Annotated in this window: 22 protein-coding genes and 2 tRNA genes; 21 read left to right on the top strand and 3 right to left on the bottom strand. The window is 43.7% G+C overall.

Going from position 1 to position 18411, the window contains the following annotated elements:
• The first annotated feature begins 34 nt into the window (after positions 1-34).
• The 15 genes from G9F50_RS19045 (at position 35) to G9F50_RS18975 (ending at position 13787) form a co-directional block, all read left to right on the top strand.
• Positions 35-5341 carry a phage tail tape measure protein gene (locus tag G9F50_RS19045; RefSeq protein ID WP_095061692.1) on the top strand — a complete coding sequence of 1769 codons (5307 nt, stop codon included), beginning with the start codon at positions 35-37 and terminating at the stop codon, positions 5339-5341.
• Positions 5334-5993 (top strand): LysM peptidoglycan-binding domain-containing protein, encoded by a 660-nt coding sequence (locus G9F50_RS19040; protein ID WP_025284113.1) that lies wholly within the window; start codon positions 5334-5336, stop codon positions 5991-5993. The genes G9F50_RS19045 and G9F50_RS19040 overlap by 8 nt, the downstream gene beginning before the upstream one ends.
• A gap of 13 nt (positions 5994-6006) precedes the next feature.
• A complete protein-coding gene (locus G9F50_RS19035; RefSeq protein ID WP_095061690.1) occupies positions 6007-6987 on the top strand; it encodes an XkdQ/YqbQ family protein in 981 nt (326 codons plus the stop codon).
• Positions 6984-7250 (top strand): DUF2577 family protein, encoded by a 267-nt coding sequence (locus tag G9F50_RS19030; protein WP_095061688.1) that lies wholly within the window; start codon positions 6984-6986, stop codon positions 7248-7250. Before G9F50_RS19035 ends, G9F50_RS19030 begins: the two co-directional genes overlap by 4 nt.
• A gap of 13 nt (positions 7251-7263) precedes the next feature.
• The gene (locus G9F50_RS19025; RefSeq protein ID WP_069013437.1) at positions 7264-7689 is read left to right on the top strand and encodes a DUF2634 domain-containing protein; all 426 of its coding nucleotides are present in this window, start codon (positions 7264-7266) and stop codon (positions 7687-7689) included.
• Complete coding sequence (locus tag G9F50_RS19020) at positions 7682-8728, top strand: baseplate J/gp47 family protein (protein WP_095061686.1); 1047 nt, start codon at positions 7682-7684, stop codon at positions 8726-8728. Before G9F50_RS19025 ends, G9F50_RS19020 begins: the two co-directional genes overlap by 8 nt.
• Positions 8712-9290 carry a YmfQ family protein gene (locus G9F50_RS19015; RefSeq protein WP_088461981.1) on the top strand — a complete coding sequence of 193 codons (579 nt, stop codon included), beginning with the start codon at positions 8712-8714 and terminating at the stop codon, positions 9288-9290. The genes G9F50_RS19020 and G9F50_RS19015 overlap by 17 nt, the downstream gene beginning before the upstream one ends.
• The gene (locus tag G9F50_RS19010) at positions 9287-9559 is read left to right on the top strand and encodes a hypothetical protein (protein ID WP_088461980.1); all 273 of its coding nucleotides are present in this window, start codon (positions 9287-9289) and stop codon (positions 9557-9559) included. The genes G9F50_RS19015 and G9F50_RS19010 overlap by 4 nt, the downstream gene beginning before the upstream one ends.
• 2 nt (positions 9560-9561) lie before the next feature.
• Positions 9562-10659, top strand: a complete 1098-nt coding sequence (locus G9F50_RS19005; protein WP_095061684.1) for a hypothetical protein — start codon at positions 9562-9564, stop codon at positions 10657-10659.
• Between the two features lie 11 nt (positions 10660-10670).
• Positions 10671-11009 carry an XkdW family protein gene (locus G9F50_RS19000; RefSeq protein ID WP_095061682.1) on the top strand — a complete coding sequence of 113 codons (339 nt, stop codon included), beginning with the start codon at positions 10671-10673 and terminating at the stop codon, positions 11007-11009.
• Positions 11006-11170: an XkdX family protein gene (locus G9F50_RS18995; RefSeq protein ID WP_025284122.1), complete on the top strand. Its 165-nt coding sequence runs from the start codon at positions 11006-11008 to the stop codon at positions 11168-11170. The genes G9F50_RS19000 and G9F50_RS18995 overlap by 4 nt, the downstream gene beginning before the upstream one ends.
• A gap of 95 nt (positions 11171-11265) precedes the next feature.
• Positions 11266-12168, top strand: a complete 903-nt coding sequence (xepA, locus tag G9F50_RS18990; RefSeq protein WP_025284123.1) for a phage-like element PBSX protein XepA — start codon at positions 11266-11268, stop codon at positions 12166-12168.
• 70 nt (positions 12169-12238) lie between these two features.
• A complete protein-coding gene (locus G9F50_RS18985; protein ID WP_025284124.1) occupies positions 12239-12517 on the top strand; it encodes a hemolysin XhlA family protein in 279 nt (92 codons plus the stop codon).
• Between the two features lie 15 nt (positions 12518-12532).
• Positions 12533-12796, top strand: a complete 264-nt coding sequence (locus G9F50_RS18980) for a phage holin (RefSeq protein WP_095061680.1) — start codon at positions 12533-12535, stop codon at positions 12794-12796.
• Between the two features lie 52 nt (positions 12797-12848).
• A complete protein-coding gene (locus G9F50_RS18975) occupies positions 12849-13787 on the top strand; it encodes an N-acetylmuramoyl-L-alanine amidase (RefSeq protein ID WP_095061678.1) in 939 nt (312 codons plus the stop codon).
• Positions 13788-13823: 36 nt separating this feature from the next.
• Here the strand turns inward: G9F50_RS18975 and G9F50_RS18970 are convergent, their stop codons facing one another.
• Entirely contained in the window at positions 13824-14159 is a 336-nt protein-coding gene (locus tag G9F50_RS18970) for a hypothetical protein (protein ID WP_095061676.1), read from the bottom strand.
• Positions 14160-14224: 65 nt separating this feature from the next.
• Here G9F50_RS18970 and G9F50_RS18965 point away from each other — a divergent pair, with 65 nt between their 5' ends.
• On the top strand, positions 14225-14770 hold the full coding sequence (locus tag G9F50_RS18965; RefSeq protein ID WP_095061674.1) for a hypothetical protein: 546 nt from the start codon (positions 14225-14227) through the stop codon (positions 14768-14770).
• A 164-nt stretch (positions 14771-14934) separates the two neighbouring features.
• On the opposite strand, the gene G9F50_RS18960 is transcribed toward G9F50_RS18965, so the two are convergent.
• On the bottom strand, positions 14935-15213 hold the full coding sequence (locus G9F50_RS18960; RefSeq protein WP_095061672.1) for a hypothetical protein: 279 nt from the start codon (positions 15211-15213) through the stop codon (positions 14935-14937).
• A gap of 300 nt (positions 15214-15513) precedes the next feature.
• Here G9F50_RS18960 and G9F50_RS18955 point away from each other — a divergent pair, with 300 nt between their 5' ends.
• Positions 15514-16644 carry a Rap family tetratricopeptide repeat protein gene (locus G9F50_RS18955; RefSeq protein WP_104678987.1) on the top strand — a complete coding sequence of 377 codons (1131 nt, stop codon included), beginning with the start codon at positions 15514-15516 and terminating at the stop codon, positions 16642-16644.
• Positions 16644-16778, top strand: a complete 135-nt coding sequence (locus G9F50_RS20685; RefSeq protein WP_254926354.1) for a hypothetical protein — start codon at positions 16644-16646, stop codon at positions 16776-16778. The genes G9F50_RS18955 and G9F50_RS20685 overlap by 1 nt, the downstream gene beginning before the upstream one ends.
• Before the next feature lie 49 nt (positions 16779-16827).
• Here the strand turns inward: G9F50_RS20685 and G9F50_RS20680 are convergent, their stop codons facing one another.
• On the bottom strand, positions 16828-17016 hold the full coding sequence (locus tag G9F50_RS20680; protein ID WP_095061758.1) for a hypothetical protein: 189 nt from the start codon (positions 17014-17016) through the stop codon (positions 16828-16830).
• 327 nt (positions 17017-17343) lie between these two features.
• On the opposite strand from G9F50_RS20680, the gene G9F50_RS18950 reads away from it, so the two are divergent.
• From G9F50_RS18950 to G9F50_RS18940, 3 genes are all read left to right on the top strand, one after another.
• Positions 17344-17553 (top strand): LexA family protein, encoded by a 210-nt coding sequence (locus G9F50_RS18950; protein WP_021494575.1) that lies wholly within the window; start codon positions 17344-17346, stop codon positions 17551-17553.
• 587 nt (positions 17554-18140) lie between these two features.
• Positions 18141-18215, top strand: a tRNA-Gly gene (locus G9F50_RS18945).
• Positions 18216-18246: 31 nt separating this feature from the next.
• Positions 18247-18323 (top strand) — tRNA-Arg (locus G9F50_RS18940).
• Positions 18324-18411: the final 88 nt, after the last annotated feature.

Below are 18411 nucleotides of genomic sequence, written 5' to 3'. Positions count from 1 at the left end.
TAGAAAAAGAAGCAGAGAAAGGAGGAAAATAACCATGGCGAAACTAACAGCCACATTTGATCTACACGATAAGATGACCAAAAAGCTCCGCAAAATACAAGGAAATGCTGAAAGACTTCAGAGGGCCGCTAATGGCCCTCTTGTTTTTGAAGCTGATGACCGGACACAACGGACCATACGGAGGATAGACCGCTCAGCTACCCAATTGACGCGGCGCCCCCGCTCTCTTGATGTCCGTCTCGATGATCAAGCTTCAGGAGGGTTAACTCGCATCAGGCGGCAGACTGAGGACATCACAGAAGGGGAACATGAGGTCAGGGTATCGGTGGATGACCGGGCGACCCCGCGCCTGCGTTTAATCAGGGGAAGTCTGTCTGATTTACAACGATCAGACGCAACGCCGACTGTCTCCGTAAGAGACCGCGCATCTGGGGATTTAAATTCTCTCCGACATCGCGTTTCAGATTTAGATGGATCTGAGGCAACGCCGACTGTGTCTATTAAAGACAAAGCTTCCGCTGCTCTCGATGCTATCGAGAAGAGGTTGGACAGCTTAAAGACTGTCACGATTACATTAGCGGCAGCGGGTGGATTATCAGGCGGCGCAATTATGAACTCCGGAAAAAATGCAATGGCTCAGGACGCCTATGTCTCAGCAACCTCAAACGTGAGCAAAAAAGATGCAGGACGGATGACTGACGACATTTTCTACAAAAACAAAGTCGGTGGATCCCGGGAGGAAGTAAGCTCAGCATTAAAGGGACTCTCGCAACTGACGGGGGCATCCGGCCGGGCGCTGGCGGAACTCACCGAGTCTTCAAGCAAAATCGCTCAATTGATGAATGCTGACCAAGCTGAAGTAGACCGGGCGTTCAGTGCTATGTATAACAACTTGAAAATGACTGGTAAAGAGAGCGGGGACACCATAGCTTACATTTACCGGAATGCTGGTGACCAGGCTGACGATTTGCTGGACACAATGAATGAATACAGTTCCACTTTCAAAGACATGAAGCTTACGGGCGGTCAAATCGCAAACGCCATGATAAAAGGGACCAAGGGCGGCGCCCGGAACTTCGACAACCTTGCCGACAGTATGCGTGAATTTAACATCCGTCGCACGGAGATGTCAGATAACCAAGTCGCCGCGTTTGAACAATTATTTGGCGGCAAAGAAACGCAAAAAATGTTCAAAGGCTTCAAAGACGGTTCTATCAGTGGACAGGAAAGCCTCTTTAAAGTGGCTGATGCGCTATCCAAGGTCAAAGACAAGACCAAGCGTGCTGCCATTGCAACTGAGCTTATCGGGACGCAGTACGAGGACTTAAAGCAGCCAATCCTTGATATGGCTGAGGGGATCGGCACAAGTGCGAAAACAACCGGCGAGCTAAACCGCAGCTTTACTCAGCTTCGGAATAACAATCCGATGACGCCTGTAAATGATGCTATTAGGGATTTTGAGAGTATATCAAAGGATATGGGAACCTCATTGTTAACCGGTCTTGGCCCTGCTTTTGATAAGATTAGTGACTTCCTGAACAGTAAAGAAGGCAAAGAAAAGCTGAAAGAGATTAAGAACGACATAACCGATCTTGGAGAAGCTGTCGGTGACAAGCTGAATAAGGCTATCGAATTTACGGTTAATCACTGGGATGAACTGAAAACAGGATTTAAGGTTGTGGTCCCGCCTCTGATCGGTTTAATAGCTTATCTGAAGATTCTCCGTCCGATCCTGAAAGGAATAGGCACAGCCGGCGGCGATGCTGCCCGCGTCATAAAAAAACTGATTCCTTCACGAACGGGTTCAGCATCCGCAGATCCCAATACGAGAAGCGGTAGAAGAAACGGAAGGGCCGGCAGAGCAAGCCCAACGAGTATAGCAAGAAGCGGCAGTCTGACAGGCTGCTGTTGTGCTGGCGGTTTCGGCGGGGAAGGCCGGGGAAAAGGCAGATCATCTGGCCGACAAGGAGGCGCTGCCCGCAGGAATCCCGCTCGTGGGACAATCAGCGTGCCTGCTGATCGCTTAGGAAGAGAACGGGGGCGTACAGGGGCGGGCTCCGCTGCCGGTAGGGATGGAATTTCAACCACAAGAACAGAACTCCGGTCTGCCGGCCAGGCTTCGTCCAAAATGGGGAAAATCCTTAAACCGCTATCCGGAGTTGGAAAGTTTGCGAAAGGAATCCCGGTACTTGGTACAGCGTTGGCGGCAACGGGGCTTATCGGTATGAATAAAGATAATGCCGGTGAAAAGCTCGGCTCTTTCGGGGGCAACATGGCAGGCGCGGCTGCTGGTGGGGCAACCGGCGCGGCAATAGGCTCTGTCGTTCCGGTTGTGGGAACAGCTGTCGGTGGTTTAGTCGGCAGTGCTGTTGGCGGCATTGCGGGATCAGATGTAGGTTCGTCAGTGGGGCAGTGGTTTGATAAGGGCGGCATGTCAAAGACATGGGATAGCATCAAGACTGGCGGTGGAGATGCCTTTGCCTGGGTATCCGAAAAAGGGCAGGACGCCTTAGACTGGATCACCGACACCTGGGACGATCTATCATCTTGGTTTACGGACAACGTCTGGGACCCAATTGGTGACTGGGTCGGTGATACCCTTGAAGACATAAAAAAGAAATTTGAAGACGGAAAAAAGTGGGTTACTGATACCTGGAATACAGTATCAAATTGGTTTGATAAGAATGTGTGGACGCCCATCTACAATACAGCTGTCCCGATTATCAATTTCGTAGTCGGCATTTTTGCTTTCGCTTGGGATGGCATTAAGAAGATATGGTCTATCGTCTCAACTTGGTTCATGGAAAATGTTTGGAATCCAATGAGTAAGGCGGTAGCCAGCGTAGCAAAATGGATCTGGACAAAGATCACTGATGCGTGGAAGTGGATTTCCGATACTTGGTCTACTGTTTCATCCTGGTTTATGGATAACGTTTGGAATCCAATCAGTGATGCTGTTGCGACTGTGGCCGGTTGGATACAAGCGCATATTGATTATGCGCGAATCTGGATTCAATTAAAGTGGCTCCAAGTGGCGACCTGGTTCTATGACAACGTTTGGAATCCAATTAGTACAGCAGTTAGTGACGTAGCAAACTGGATTTGGACGAAGCTTAACGATGCGTGGACTTTTATTTCAGACTTATGGTCTACTGTCTCAACTTGGTTTATGGATAACGTCTGGAATCCGGTAAGTGATGCGGTGACAACGGCAGCAAAGTGGATCTGGACCAAACTAAATGATGCATGGACGTGGATTTCTGATAAGTGGAGTGCAGTTTCCACTTGGTTCACTGAAAATGTGTGGGACCCCATTGTCACAAAAGTGGAAAATGCTAAAAAATCAATCACGAAAAAGTTTGAGGATGCCAAAAACGCAGTTACCGGCGCTTGGGGAGGAATTGAGGCTTGGTTCAAAACAAATGTCGGTGATCCCCTGGGGAAAGTGGCCGACGGAATTAAAAAGAAGTTTGAGAAAACGTTTTGGTGGGTCATTAAACTTAAAGAGTTAGCCGACGCCGGCGGGGAGTTTATCGGTTCCATTATACATCGTGGTGAACAAGTCACTGGACTGCACCAAAAGGGGAAAACTTCAACAAACAACAATGCGGCAGGAACAGGAATTGGCTTAGCTCGTACGCAACAACAGCCTGCAAATAGTGTTTTTCCGCCAAAACAAAAAAGCGTACTGCAAAAGAATGCCACAGGCGGCTTCATCACAAAGCCTACTATTTCATGGATCGGTGAAGCCGGTAAGGAGTTTGTTATCCCCGTCGATAATAATCGTGGTCGCGGTAAGATGCTCCTTTCACAGGCGGCTTCTAAGCTCGGCATGAGTGTTGTGGACGATATGGCTGCAGCTTCAAGCGGCGGTGGTGAATCTTCTGTTTCTCCATTATCCAGTGGTGCGGCAGTTTCCGCTTCTGTCTCTCCAACAGTAGACACGTCCAGCCTGAATGACCAGGCAGCTACATTTGGTCAACAGTTCTCACAAGGCTTTGATCAAGGTATAAGCGACAATGTTGTGTCTATGGATGCTTGGAAACAGAAAAACGTTGGTCAGCCTATGAACAGCTTAATTTCCTACTCGCCGAATTATGGGAAACAGGTTGTCAATGGGTTTGCCAGTGGCCAGAACAGCACTGCGACAGGTACGGATGGATTTCTGCAAACCAAAGTCAAAACCCCTTTCCAAAATACTGTTAACAAATCAGGGGCATGGGGAAGCGGCACGGTGAAGGGATTCGCTTCCGGCCAGAACAGTACGGATCCTGGCACTGCGCAGTATGTCAGCTCTCGTATAGAAAAGCCTTTCCTCCGTTCTAAAGAGTCCTCCAATGGATGGGGGAGCGGGATGATCGGCAACTTTATTACTGGGATGGCATCCAAAGGCAGCGAAGTATCTGAAGCTGCGAAGGAACTTGCTAAAAAAGTAGAAAAAGCATTCCGTGAGGAGCTTGATATCCATTCGCCTTCCCGTGTCATGATGAGTCTTGGCCGCTTTGCATCAGTAGGGGTTGTTAAAGGTCTCGGCTCTGTCGATGTGAAAAAGTTTGCCGAAAAACAAGCGGGTTCACTTGCGGCTGCCTATTCCGGAATGGGCGCAGTCAGCGGCAACGTGAAGGAATGGCTAATGTCTGCAATGATCGCAACTAAAACTCCATTCAGCTGGCTTCCGGGCTTGATGACAATTGCACAGAATGAATCAGGCGGCAACCCTAATTCCATTAACTTATGGGACAGCAATGCCAAAGCCGGCCACCCGTCACAAGGGTTAATGCAGACGATCCCAAGCACCTTTGAATCTCATAAGGCGCCGGGAATGAATGATATCAGCAACCCAATTCACAACGCTGCTGCCGCTATCGGCTATATTAAAAGCAGATACGGATCGATAAACAATGTGCCCGGGATTAAGAGCCTGGCGCGCGGCGGCCCATACGTCGGTTATGCCAATGGTGGTTTGATCACTAAGGAGCAGATCGCCCGTGTTGGTGAAGGGAATAAACGGGAGTGGATCATTCCTGAAGAGCGGGGCATCCGCGGCCGTTATTTGCTTGGTCGTGCCGCTCGAGCGCTTGGAATGGAGGTAACTGATCCTGCGCAGACGGGAACAACTGAACTCTCTTCCGGGAAAGTATCTGCGGCCACCTCGGGCGGCACGCAGACAGCGGTTGCCGCTTCCGGCAGCAAAGAAATTGTAATTCAACTTAACGGCGATCAGCATTTTTATAACAATCAAGACGCCGATAGCCTCGTGGCCAAAATCAAACAAGCTCTGATAGATGAATTAGAGAAGGATATCAATATCGGAACGAAAGGAGTCGTAGCTTTTGACTAAGTCTGTTTATGAGTTTTGGATATCACAGGGTAAGGATAGGCTGCGGCTGCCCGTCCTTCCGGAACAGATCGACATATCTGATACGATTCAAAATGACTCTGTAAAGGTGGCCCGCTTCGGTGAGATTACCTTTATAGATAATCCGGGAGCGAAAGAAATTTCGTTCTCTTCCTTTTTTCCAAAAAAGCACAGTCCGCTCTCCGAATATAAAGGGTTTCCTTCCCCAGAAAACGCAATTGCAAGAATAGACAAATGGTTGAAATCGAAAAAGCCTGTTCAGTTTTTGATTACCGGAACTAAAATAAACTTAACCTGCAGCATTGAGGCATTTTCGCACAGTGAGGGACAAAAGGACATAGGGGATCGAGATTTTGAAATTAAACTGAAGGAATACAGGACCGCTTCACCCCGGAAGATAAAACAAAAGAAGAAAACAAAGAAAAAACGTCCGTCAAAATCTGCCCCCAAAACATATACCGTGAAAAAGGGGGATACTCTTTGGGATCTGGCGGGCAAATTCTATGGGAACAGCATGCAATGGCGGAAAATATGGAATGCCAATAAAACGGCAATGATTAAACGCAGCAGAAGAAATATCAGGCAGCCGGGCCACTGGATATTCCCCGGGCAAAAATTAAAGATTCCGCAATAGCAGGTGATGACACATGATTGAGCTTTTTGTCATTAAAGAAACAGAATGGCTTGAGCTGGTAACAGAGACAGTCTCTCTTGAAGGACAGCGATATCAAGCGCCGCGTTCAATCACGGCCACGATCATAACAAAGCAAGGAAATCACTCTTATTACAGCGTAACTGAAGGCGATACCGTTCTATTCAAGTGGAAAGGTAAGGAATTATTCCGCGGCATTGTGTTTTCCCGCAATCCTGATGATCAAAAATTGACTTTTACGGCCTATGACATGCTTCAATATCTGGTGAAGAACAAAGATGTTTACGTCTTCTCAAATCAGCGTGCTGATCAAATAGTAAAACGGCTGGCCCGAGATTTTCAAATACCCACTGGGTCCATCGCCAAAACAGCATATACTATTAAATCATTGGTTTTTAAAGACGATACCAGCCTTTATGACATGATATTAAAGGCATTGAAGCAAACAAAAAAACAGACCGGTCATAATTATCAGTTATATGCCTCGAAGGGGAAGCTTTGTCTCAGGGCTTGGCCTGACCCGTCAGAAGTTTGGGTGTTAGAGACAGGCGTAAACATCACAGGATACCAGTACAGCACCTCAATAAATGAAACAGCAACGAAGGTCAAACTCCGCCGTCAGAAAGACAATAAAACGTATACTGCCACTACGCGCGATAGTTCAGGAATTAATAAATACGGGGTTCTGCAGTATGTGGAAACTGTCTCGGATAATATTAATCAGGCGCAGCTTCAGCAGCGAGCAAACGTACTCCAATCACAGAAAAAAGGTGTGAAAAAGGAATTAAAGAGTATTCAAGCTATTGGTATCCCTGACTTGCAGAGCGGGCTTCCGGTGTATATTTCTATTCCGGAAGTGGGGGTAAAGAAAACATATTGGATTGATTCTGACAAGCACGAATTTAAAGGCAGCTCCCACACGATGACAATTGATGTGGTTGAGAAAAACACAATCCCGGACGGGGCTTCATCATGAGGTTAAGTGAAGCAATTAAACATCTGGCTATCGGTGCTGTTGGTTCTGAGTCGCCGGTGGATATGCTGCCGGCTGAAGTCGTTTCTGTTTCCCCTGTTGAAATCAAGCTCAATGAAAACGAAAAATTGATCATTCCTTCTGACTTAATTATTATCCCTAAACGCCTGCGCACCGGGGGAGAAGATGAGCTTAAAACTGGTGAGAATGTAATGGTTGTCTCCTTAAAAGGCGGACAATCATTTTTTATTCTCGACAAAATATAGGGGGGTGCGTGGGTTGGCCCTTTCACCAGAAATAGAATTTGATGATTTTGAAGATGACAGCGAAGCAATAGAGACATCGCGCACATATAGAATTGACTTTGAAAATGGGAGAATTACTAACGAGCTGATCGCAGGACTTGAGGCAATTAAACAATTTGTTTATATGGCCCTGCATACAGAGCGGTATTCCTATTCTGTTTTCAGTCATGACATTGGTAATGAGCTTCAAGAGGTTCTTTCTGATAACGAGACAACAGACGCATATAAAAAAATGGAGATCCCGAGGCTGATCGAAGAAGCTTTAATTTATGATGATCGAATTTCTTCTGTCACTGATTTTGAGATTGATAAATCAGGTGATAGGTTCATAGTTTCTTTTATCGTAGAGACAGACGAGGGCACGTTGGAGATCGAGGAGGTGCTTGGCGAGGATGTTTGAAGATCAAACGTTTGAGGAGATTATGGATCGTATGCTGTCCCGTATCTCTGCGGATATTGATACAAGAGAAGGGAGCGTCATTTACAATGCGCTCGCGCCTGCGGCCGCTGAGCTTGCAAAGTCTTATATTTGGCTTGATACCGTGCTGGAGCTCGTGTTTTCCGATACGGCTCAGGGCGAATTTCTGGACAGGCGGGCTGCTGAAGCGGGGATTGAAAGAACGGCAGCCACAAAAGCTGTAAGGGCGGGCGAATTCACATCAGGGGTGAAAATTCCTGCGGGTTCCCGCTTCTTTGTTGATAATCTCTATTTTCAATATACAGCTGATGGAACATTAGAATGTGAAACGGCCGGTGAAGCTGGTAATGCAAATATCTCCGGACAAAATCTTTTGTCGCTCGATACGATACCCGGACTTCAAAAGGCGATAGTGAAAGAGATCCTGATTCCTGGCCGCGAAGAGGAAGACGACAATAATTTGAGAGAACGCTATTTTACCCGCGTGCGCCGAGAAGCCGTAAGTGCTAATAAAGAGCATTATAAGCAGTGGGCGGAAGAAGTGGACGGAGTGGGTAAAGCGAAGGTCTTCCCGCTTTGGAAGGGAGACGGCACTGTCAAAATTGTGGTGACGGATTCTAAGCTGGAGCCGGCTTCAGATATTCTGATAACAAAGGTCGGTGATTATATTGATCCGGAGCCCGGACAAGGAGAAGGCCAGGCGCCGATCGGTGCGTTTGTAACAGTAGAAAGTGCAGAATGGAAAGAGATTGAGATATCCGCCTCTGTGCTGCCTGAAATCAATAGCTCGATTGACCAAGTTAAAGACGAAATAGAAGCGGGAGTCCTGAATCTTTTCAAAAAGATGGCTTTTGAAGATAATGTGATCCGGCTCTCTCAAATTAACAACATCGTGTATAATTCGCCATCCGTGAGCGATTACTCTGATATTAAAATTAATGGACTGGCTGAAAATTTGGTCCTGGATGACATTGAAATCCCTAAGCTCAGGCAGGTGAAGATCGTTGAGCAAACTCGATGAGATGACGGCTTACCTGCCGCCCTTCTTAACAAAGTTGAAAGAAATGACTCAAATCCTTCAGACGGAAGCACCGGAATTTGAGAAGCAAAATGATGGCATCTTTGATCTGACAGATCAGCTGTTTGTTACAACAGCTACCTGGGGGCTCGAACGCTGGGAAAAGATATTAAACGTGCCGCGCGAGTCGGGTGATACGTATGAGATTCGCCGGCTGCGCCTGATTTCCAAAATGTCCAATATTCCTCCGGCAACATATCTGGCCATTGAGCGGGCGCTTAACAGGTTCTTGAAAAATCCGTCTGCCTGCGTCCGTTTGATTCCTGGAGAGTATCACTTTAACGTTGATATTGATATAGATGACCTGCAGCACATGACTGAGCTTATTGAGACGTTAGAGAACATGAAACCGGCACATTTGGCTTACACACTCAGGCCGGCCTTTAATGAGATTCTGCAAATAAAGGATACAGTCATATTGAATCACAGGAGATACCGTAAAGTGAGTGAGCTTCGGGTAGGTTATTCCGTAACTCTTAATAACAATGAGGTGATCTTGACATGATTTCAGAAGCATATAGAGAGCGTACTGCCGCCGATTTAAAAGATCGAATCAGCAAAGTGCTGCTGAATGGAAAAGAGACTGAAATCGTGGAGCTTTCGATCAGTGGCGCGGTGGTTATGGTGCTCACACATCGTGAAGAGGATATCAAGCACATTGAATCAGTGCAGATCATTGATGACTTGGGAAATGTGATTACTGAACGAAAGACTGATTTAAATGTCAGTGATAACAGAACGTTAGATTTTAGGTTTACTTTTGAGGTGGTATAACAATGGCTTATGAAGCAAAAACAAATTGGCTTCCAGACGACCCGATTAACGAAGGTGATGTTAACCGCTGGGAAAAAGGAATAAAAGACGCCCATACGGACCTTGCATCTCATAAAAACGACATGAATAACCCGCATAAAACGACAAAGGGACAAGTCGGACTCGGGAACGTGGACAACGTGCAGCAGGCTCCGAAACGAGACTTTGATATTCATGTGAATGATGCTGAACTTCATATCAATAAAGAAGAGCGGGAAAACTGGAACAACAAAGAAACCCCTGAAGGAGCAAAAGAAAAAGCTAAGCAGGCATTGACTGATGCTATCAATTATGTGGATTCCAATTTCAAAAACGAGAACCTAATTTGCATTCGTGATGGAGATGAAAGAGCGATCGTCGATGCAAGAACACCAGGCACTGATTACCCTGAAGGAATAACCTTTATGGGTATCTATGAGGGCAACGACACAGGCTACCCTCTTGGCTATGGCTTAATTAAAAATGAAAATTTAAATAAATGGCGCTTTGCTCAGTATTTCTATGGTAATGGCGATGGAACAAAGAGGAAGAATATCGGGACATGGATTCGCCATTGGTGGGATAGTACAGGCTGGACAAAATGGGAAAAGATATCAGGTTTTGCTCATGCAAGTGTGGGAGTATCCGATGTTCAATATTTAAAGCAGATTGATCACACCAAGATAGCTTTTAATCGAAAAATAAAAGACAGTCATGATGCTTTTGATATTAAAAATAATAGATTTGTCGCGCCGAATGATGGAATGTACTTAGTAAATGTTGGGCTTTATATGATCAACTACGCTATGTATATTAACTTTCATTTGAAGGTGTATCTGAACGGAAAAGAGTATAAAACCCTTGACCACTATAGAGGATATTTTGATAACGGCAAAGAAATGAATTTAGGATTAAACGGAACAGCCACTATACCGATGAACAAGGGCGATTATGTGGAAATCTTCTGCTACTGTAATTATGGCGGAGATGAAACCGTCAAGAGAGGCATTACTGATAAGAATGATGTTTACAACTTCTTTGATATTCAAGAAGTTGGAGGATTAAATTATCCCAATGTGTGAGGAGGTAAAAAATGAATATAGGTGAAGCAATCCTTTATAAATATCCCGATGCCGATCCGACTAAAGATTTTATCATTCAGAATAATGGCGATGGTACCCCCTCTTACATTGCACGATGGAATATCCGGGCTCCTATCCCTACAGAAGCGGATTTACAAGCTTGGTGGGACGAATTAAAGCAAAATCCGCCATTTGAACCGCCTGATCAAATTCAATTACTGGCACAGAAGCTTTCGGAAGAAAAACTGGCCCGTAAACAGCTTGAAGAATTAAATCAAACACTTGGACAGCAGCTGTCGGAACTAAAGCTTGCCGTTATGTCATGGGAAGAGAGGGATGAATCAAAATGAATTATTGGGTATTGGCACTATATTATAAATGGGCCACTCCGGAGATGGTGAAAAAGGCAATGTATTACGACGATTGTTCTGCAGCTGATTTACAGCAGGGCGTTGAAAAGAAGCTCGTTACCCCGCAACAGTATATAGAGATCACTGGTAAAGCCTTATAGGCTTTTTTATTTTGCCTTGAAGGGGGTGAGACGGTGTCATAAGTTTGAAAAAAATCTGCTCAAATAAATAAAAACTTTTATGAAGGAGGACAATTATGTCATCTTTAGGATTTACCTTTCCAACGGATGCCGCGGGAAAGCCGGGCGCAGTAAAACCATTTAGAGAAGGGAAAAGCGACTTTGTTGAGCCAGTTGCAGATATTTCAGGAACAGCAGAACTTCTGACTAATGCAACGTTAAAGGCCACAGATTCTTATAGCCAATACGGCCAGGATAGATTGGGACCGATCTTAATTTCTAAAATCAAAGGCGCTGCATATTCAGATCGTGAAGGGACTTTATTTATCGAGCAAAGTAACGATAATGTTTCATGGTCCACCATCACATCATTAGAAGTGAAAGCCAATACTCTATCAGAGACTGATTGGGTCGATTTATCACAGAGATACTACCGCTTCAGATATGCGAATGGTAACCTGCAACAATCAGAATTTTTACTGTATCAGTCGCTCGGGGCAGGCCAGGGAGATGTGAAGATTCGGGATTCAGTCTCAATTAAATCTGATAAACCGCTCCCGCTTGAATTTACATCAAGCAATGTAACCAAAGACGGCCGCTTAAAGGTAGAAACCCAAGGAATCGCGATTAATCCGGCTGATTTTGAAAGTGTACAGGCTAAAACAGCCGATATCGTTTTTCATGACAAAGTGGAGACCCCAGGTGAGGGGAATATTTTGAAAGTCGGTTCCTTTAAAACATTATTGATTGAAGTCTATGGCACGGCTGATACAAGTGAATTGAAGTTCTGGGGGAAATCTCTTTCAGGAACAAAACGCCCGCTGCGTGGCCAAAAAGTTGACGACGGCACCCTGGCTATAAGCACAGTCGGGAAGTCAGAAGCTTGGACTTTTGATATTACAGGATTCAAAGAGATCGTGATGGAGATTACCGCTTTAAATAATGGGAACTTTTCCGTAAAAGGGACAGCCGTCTCATAAAATAGCGGCTGTCCTTTTTAATTGCCTCATACAGGAGGTGAAAACGATGTAATAAAAGGGGGGCGTACTAATGTCAGAAGTGACGGAGGTACCAGATGTGCATGTATTACAAAAAGAGATAATGGAAATGAAGACAGGTCAGAAAGCAATCGAACAGCGCGTAAATGTTCTTGAACGCGTTTCCGATAGGCAAGACCAGCAGATCATGACATTAAACGAAAAACTCAACAAGATCGAAGAGAACACAACTTGGATCAAGCGCACAATCACTGGCGCTATCATTACAGCGGTATGCACTGGCATTATTGGCGGCGCAATCGCTATTTTTTATACTGTTTTGCAAAAATAAGGAGGAACATACAAAATGAAAAACTACGACAAAGGCACGGTCATTCGGACGGTGCTTCTTTTAATTGCGCTTATCAACCAGACTATGCTGATGTTTGGCAAATCGCCTCTGGATATTACGGAGGGTCAGGTGAATCAGCTTGCTGACGCTCTTTACACTGCCGGCTCTGTACTCTTTTCAATCGGTACAACTGCCGCAGCCTGGTTCAAAAACAACTATTTGACTGAGAAAGGCCATAAGCAAAACGCTATTTTGAAACAGCACAATCTAACAAAGTGAGGCTGCCGCTTGGCAGCCTTCTTTCATTATCAAATATAAGGAGATGATCAAAATGATAAAAGTCATTCAAGATTTTATTCCAGTAGGGCACCACAACAGACCGGGATATGCAATGAACCCTGTATACATCACAGTTCATAATACGGCGAACACAGCAAAAGGGGCAAACGCAGCCATGCACGCCCGTTATGAGAAAAACCCGGAAACGCCAACCAGTTGGCATTTTACAGTGGACGAGAAAGAGATATATCAACATCTGCCATTGAATGAAAACGGATGGCACGCGGGAGACGGAAACCGCGGAACCGGCAACCGGAAATCTATCGGCATTGAAATTTGCGAAAATAGAGATGGGGATTTTGAGAAAGCTGTGGCGAATGCTCAATGGCTGATCAAAAAGCTCATGAAGGAGCAGGGGATTTCCCTTGCAAATGTTGTTCCTCACCAACACTGGTCCGGCAAGTATTGTCCGCGCAAGCTACTTGATCGGTGGGACTCTTTTAAAGCCGGCATCAGCGGCGCCCCATCTTCACCTGCGAAAACAGAAGTCAAGACCGGTGGGGCGACGTACACCGTCAAGAAAGGCGATGCCCTTTCTGTCATTGCACAGAAAAATGGCGTAAGCATGGCAACTCTACAAAGCTTGAATGGTATCAAGGACCCGAATTTTATCAAAGTCGGCCAAGTATTAAAACTGACTGGCTCGGCTAGCTCTTCATCAGGTAAAAAGAAATCATCCTACACGCTGCCGTCAGGCATTTTTAAAGTGACAAGCCCCTTAACTAAGGGGACGGCCGTAAAACAAATTCAATCGGCACTGGCGGCTCTCTATTACTACCCAGACAAAGGGGCAAAGAATAACGGAATAGATGGCTATTACGGTCCGAAGACAGCAAATGCAGTCAAACGGTTCCAGTCCATGTATGGCCTGTCTGCTGATGGCATTTATGGACCGAAAACAAAAGCGAAGCTCGAAGCTCTTTTGAAGTAATAAAAGAAGGCCCTTCTCGTAGAGAGGGTCTTAAATTCAATCATCTATGTTTCCATCTTTCATTTTTATATTTAATGCATTATAATCCCCTTTATTAAAAGAGACAGTTACTCTAGCCACTCTATCCGAATCTGGATAGAGGAGTAATTGTTGGTTAAACTTTATTCCTGCTTTCCCGACTATTTGGTATATCAGGTTTAAAATTTTAAAACAATCTAAATCTACTCCGTCTTTTAAATGGTTCTTAATACTAATAACTACAATATTTTCGATGGTTTCAAACCTCGGTTTCCGGGGAGAAATGTCGTTAATTTTACAAAACCCCTTCACATATTGTTTGAAAATGTCTAAATTCCCATTATCTTCTGTCAAAAAATCACCCCTTTATTTTGCTTTTATGGTACCATTATCCAAGTGCAAATAAAATAGGAGAGGATTTGAAAATTATGAAAAAAATATTTGTAATGTCATTTGCTGTGTTTTTCTCTTTGTTTTTAGCCGTTCCTGCTTTCGCCAACGAAAAACCTCAGAATTTAGATGATTTATCTAACCTCGGTGAAATTGTTTATCAAGATGATGAGATTACAGTAAGAGATTTTGGAAATGATCCTGTAATTTCTAATATCATTACTGAAGATCCGAACAGTGTTATAGCTGAAGAAACTTCTGATATTGAACCAAAAGTTGTTGGTCCTGGAGGAAGAGCAGTTGTAACCGCAGGCAATTACGGAAGAACTATCTACTGGACTGTTAGACCGAACACATTATGGCCGTACCACTTTGAAGGAAAAGTAAAATTAAGATATTATTCCGGCTTTAAAAGAGATGCACTGGTTGGTGGTATGGGAGGCTTGGGATCAAGTGTTAGTGGAGCTGTACACATGAACAAGAACAATGGAGGTTATGCAACCTTGACGGGCACTGCATACTCATTGGATTTCAGTAAATACAAAGTGTTGCCTGGGGCTGGAACCTCATTCTAAGATAACATTTCTATAGAGTAAGTAAGAGGTGGCTCAATGGCAGTTTTTGTTGAAAAAACGATCCAAAGTCAATGGGTAGCCGCCTGCGGCTAGCTGGCATGTACGAGCCAAATTAAAAGCAAATAATTTCACTAAAAAAAGGGGCCCTAACAGTGGCCCTTTTTTTATGTCCATCTCCAGTTTATAGCCCCATCAGGATAAACAGCAGGAACAATGATGCCTCTTTTATTCCCGTTATCCGAAACAAACCAGTTTTCGTCCTTTAGCCAATCTTCATCGTATTTCGTTTCATCGAAATCACCATCTTCGTCAATGAGGTCATTAAAAAGGCCTCTAAAAACCTCGATGTTTTCATATGGACTGAGTATTCCGTACATCCACATGCCTTCTCCGCTGACGTCGTGAATTTCGCCCAGCTTCTCTTCTTTATAGTAAAGGAACACTTATCTTCACTCCTTTGATTGCAATTTGAAATACTCGCTCGGTATTTCGCCTCTTACTAAATATTCCGTGTCTCTTTTTGTCCAGCATCCTTTCTTAATGAAATTGTTGACTAAATTTTACCGTGTTGAAAAGGAACATGATCAATAACATGTTTTTTTAAACTTAAATGATTCTTTAGAATTGAGTCTAAATAGATACATACAGTAAGGCCGCAAAATGATTGCGGGTTTTTTTCGTTTTCACTTTATGTTCAAATAGTTATAATATTACAAAAATAGTGATTAGAGGGAGAGGTATATATGGATCAAGTTTTGCCGTCGTCCCAGGTTGGTGTCAAGATCAATGAATGGTACAAAATGATTCGCCAGTTCAGTGTGCCTGATGCTGAGATTTTAAAGGCTGAAGTAGAACAGGAGATAGAGGAGATGGAAGAGGATCAGGATTTGCTTGTTTTTTATTCATTGATGTGCTTTCGTCACCAATTGATGTTAGATTCCTTGGAGCCGGAAAACAGATATCGAGATCGCCCCACAGTCGACGAACTACTTGAAAAAATAGAAAAGCCGCAAAAAAGACTTACAGGCCTCTTGAAGTATTACTCATTATTTTTTCGTGGAATGTATGAATTTGATCATAAAGAGTATGTTGAAGCGATAGGCTATTATCGCAAAGCAGAGAGAGAGTTGAATGCTGTATCAGATGAAATGGAGCAAGCTGAATTTCATTACAAAATAGCTGATGCCTATTACCAAATTGATCAGCACTTTGTTTCCCTCAATCATTTGAAAAAAGCCAAGCAATTGTTTGAAAAAAATCAATTATACAAAGTGAAAGTGATTGGCTGTAATATGATGGTTGGTGCTAACATGTACGATATGTACAGGCTAACGGAGGCAGAATCATATTATCGGGAAGCATTAAGTATCGCCCGTGGGTTGGATGAGGTAAAAGTGAAAAGAATTGTCGGAGTGATCTTTCATAACTTAGGCTTAGTTTATTTAAGAGGGAAAAATTTAATTGCTGCTGAAGAGAATTTCAAAAAGGCAATAGACGTGAAAGAACATATTGATACAGTGTATGGTGTGAGATCATTATATATGATGGCAAATGTCTTGTACCAATGTGATAAAGCCAAGGAAGCGCGTTTCTTTTATGAAACGGCTTTAAATCGTGCTCGGACTTCTAATGAAGAAGAATATTTGGCTAAATTAAAAATCATTAATTCATTATACGAAGAATATAATGAAACAGAAGTGAATCAAAGCTTAGGCTACTTAGAAGAGAAACGCCTTTGGTCTGATTTCGCAGAGCTAACCGAAAAATTAGGTGACTTTCATTTTGAGAAGAGAAACTATGTAGAGGGAAGAAACTTCTTAAAGAAAACCATACATGCCCAAACACAAATACTTAAGGTTACGGAGGCTATATAATGAAGAAACTTATAATCAGCTCCGCTTTAATCGGTATTCTTTTCACTGGATTATTAAGTGTGGCAAATGTTTATACTGCTGAAATGAGTGATTCTGGAACTTTTTATATCGCCGAAAAAGCTATAAATATTTAATTGTACTCCCAATTCAGATCCCCGCCTTTAAAGGTTGGGGTTTTTCTTTTTAAAATCTCCACCGGTGCTTGTGCTTATCCCATTTCAACATCCGCTGCCGCATAAGGTTCTTGACCGCTTTACGTATAGTCTGTTCATCTTTACCGGTTTTCCTCTTCAACTCATCCAAGGAGGGATCTTTCCCGAATTGGGTCATGTTAAAGATTATCCGGTACACTTTCCGCTCGAAATCATTCATTCGAAATACCTCCTCGAGTAAATAATACCAGAACAAACATTCCCTTTTCAACTTGATGTAGAACAAAGGTTCGTATAAAATAATAGTAAAGAAGGAGGGGGCGCAGCTTGCATTCATTGTTAAACCGCTCATTAAATGAAAAATCAACGCTGGACATGATCTACATAAAGAATGATGGGACAATATCGAAGAGAGCAATCATAGTACATCAAATCAAGAATCAATACATTCGTGCGTTCTGTTTTAAAAGTAGACAGACAAAAACTTTCAGGATGGATAATATTCTCGCTGTGGCCCCCTCTAATTATAGAAGGGGAATCAGCAATCATGCGTAATCTTACAAAAAGGCAAGAAGATGCTTTAAACGCGATATCGAATTTCTTAAATCAGTATGGAGTGGCCCCAACACATCGGGAGTTAATGGAGGAACTTGGTTTGCGGTCCACCAGTTCGGTAAAGGGGCTGCTGGATAGGTTAAGAGAAAAGAATTACGTAACATGGCAAGAAGGATTACCGCGGACAATTAAATTATTATAAGGAAGAGCCCTGGATAAGTAAGGGCTCTTTTTTATTGCGGCGAAACCTGGATGTAGGTGGTGGCTAGGGTGGCAAAGAGGTGGCAAATACGATTAGTCGCCTTCTTTTTAAATTGGTCTAAATCATTTTAACGTTTATCAAAACCTTGTTATAACAGTGATTATCCGACTAAACATTTCTAAGACTTTAACTGAACACTTCCATGGTAAGGAAGAGGTCAGCGGTTCGAGCCCGCTTGGAAGCTTATCTAAAATACGTTGATCTGAAGCAGTTTCCGCATGTTATGGAACTGTTATTTTTTTGTCTGGATCAGTAAAAACTGTTACTGATTGCAGCAGTTAAGGTATAGGTGGTTAAAGCGCGCTTTCTGATGAAGTTAGTCTTGCTTCAATTCAAAGAGATTAACATAATTAATTGTTAAATGGTATTGACTTTTATCAAAACCTTGATATAATTACTTTTGTCATAATGAGCAGTATGTTTAGATTGGTCTGCTGGTTATACCATTTGGATTTTCACTGAATAAATAATAATACAGTTTACCGCTATCTGAGGCTGTATTCTGGCCATGCTTTACATTTTTACTTGCGGAAGTAGTTCAGTGGTAGAACATCACCTTGCCAAGGTGGGGGTCGCGGGTTCGAATCCCGTCTTCCGCTCCATTTTTCCCAACGGGATATTGTGAAATTGATTGCGCCCGTAGCTCAATTGGATAGAGCGTTTGACTACGGATCAAAAGGTTAGGGGTTCGACTCCTCTCGGGCGCGCCATAATATATTTAAAAATCGGGAAGTAGCTCAGCTTGGTAGAGCACATGGTTTGGGACCATGGGGTCGCAGGTTCGAATCCTGTCTTCCC

The organism is Bacillus sp. EKM206B, from assembly GCF_011066015.1.
Classification (GTDB): Bacteria; Bacillota; Bacilli; order Bacillales; family Bacillaceae; genus Bacillus; species Bacillus velezensis.
The sequence above is the reverse complement of the archived record's forward strand: the minus strand, read 5'-3'. Positions and strand labels throughout refer to the sequence as shown.

Coding starts and splice junctions, on each gene's coding strand:
- G9F50_RS19045 (WP_095061692.1), top strand. CDS start 35: ATGGCGAAACTAACAGCCACATTTGATCTACACGATAAGATGACCAAA.
- G9F50_RS19035 (WP_095061690.1), top strand. CDS start 6,007: ATGATTGAGCTTTTTGTCATTAAAGAAACAGAATGGCTTGAGCTGGTA.
- G9F50_RS19030 (WP_095061688.1), top strand. CDS start 6,984: ATGAGGTTAAGTGAAGCAATTAAACATCTGGCTATCGGTGCTGTTGGT.
- G9F50_RS19020 (WP_095061686.1), top strand. CDS start 7,682: ATGTTTGAAGATCAAACGTTTGAGGAGATTATGGATCGTATGCTGTCC.
- G9F50_RS19010 (WP_088461980.1), top strand. CDS start 9,287: ATGATTTCAGAAGCATATAGAGAGCGTACTGCCGCCGATTTAAAAGAT.
- G9F50_RS19005 (WP_095061684.1), top strand. CDS start 9,562: ATGGCTTATGAAGCAAAAACAAATTGGCTTCCAGACGACCCGATTAAC.
- G9F50_RS19000 (WP_095061682.1), top strand. CDS start 10,671: ATGAATATAGGTGAAGCAATCCTTTATAAATATCCCGATGCCGATCCG.
- G9F50_RS18995 (WP_025284122.1), top strand. CDS start 11,006: ATGAATTATTGGGTATTGGCACTATATTATAAATGGGCCACTCCGGAG.
- xepA (WP_025284123.1), top strand. CDS start 11,266: ATGTCATCTTTAGGATTTACCTTTCCAACGGATGCCGCGGGAAAGCCG.
- G9F50_RS18985 (WP_025284124.1), top strand. CDS start 12,239: ATGTCAGAAGTGACGGAGGTACCAGATGTGCATGTATTACAAAAAGAG.
- G9F50_RS18980 (WP_095061680.1), top strand. CDS start 12,533: ATGAAAAACTACGACAAAGGCACGGTCATTCGGACGGTGCTTCTTTTA.
- G9F50_RS18975 (WP_095061678.1), top strand. CDS start 12,849: ATGATAAAAGTCATTCAAGATTTTATTCCAGTAGGGCACCACAACAGA.
- G9F50_RS18955 (WP_104678987.1), top strand. CDS start 15,514: ATGGATCAAGTTTTGCCGTCGTCCCAGGTTGGTGTCAAGATCAATGAA.
- G9F50_RS20685 (WP_254926354.1), top strand. CDS start 16,644: ATGAAGAAACTTATAATCAGCTCCGCTTTAATCGGTATTCTTTTCACT.
- G9F50_RS20680 (WP_095061758.1), bottom strand. CDS start 17,016: ATGAATGATTTCGAGCGGAAAGTGTACCGGATAATCTTTAACATGACC.
- G9F50_RS18950 (WP_021494575.1), top strand. CDS start 17,344: ATGCGTAATCTTACAAAAAGGCAAGAAGATGCTTTAAACGCGATATCG.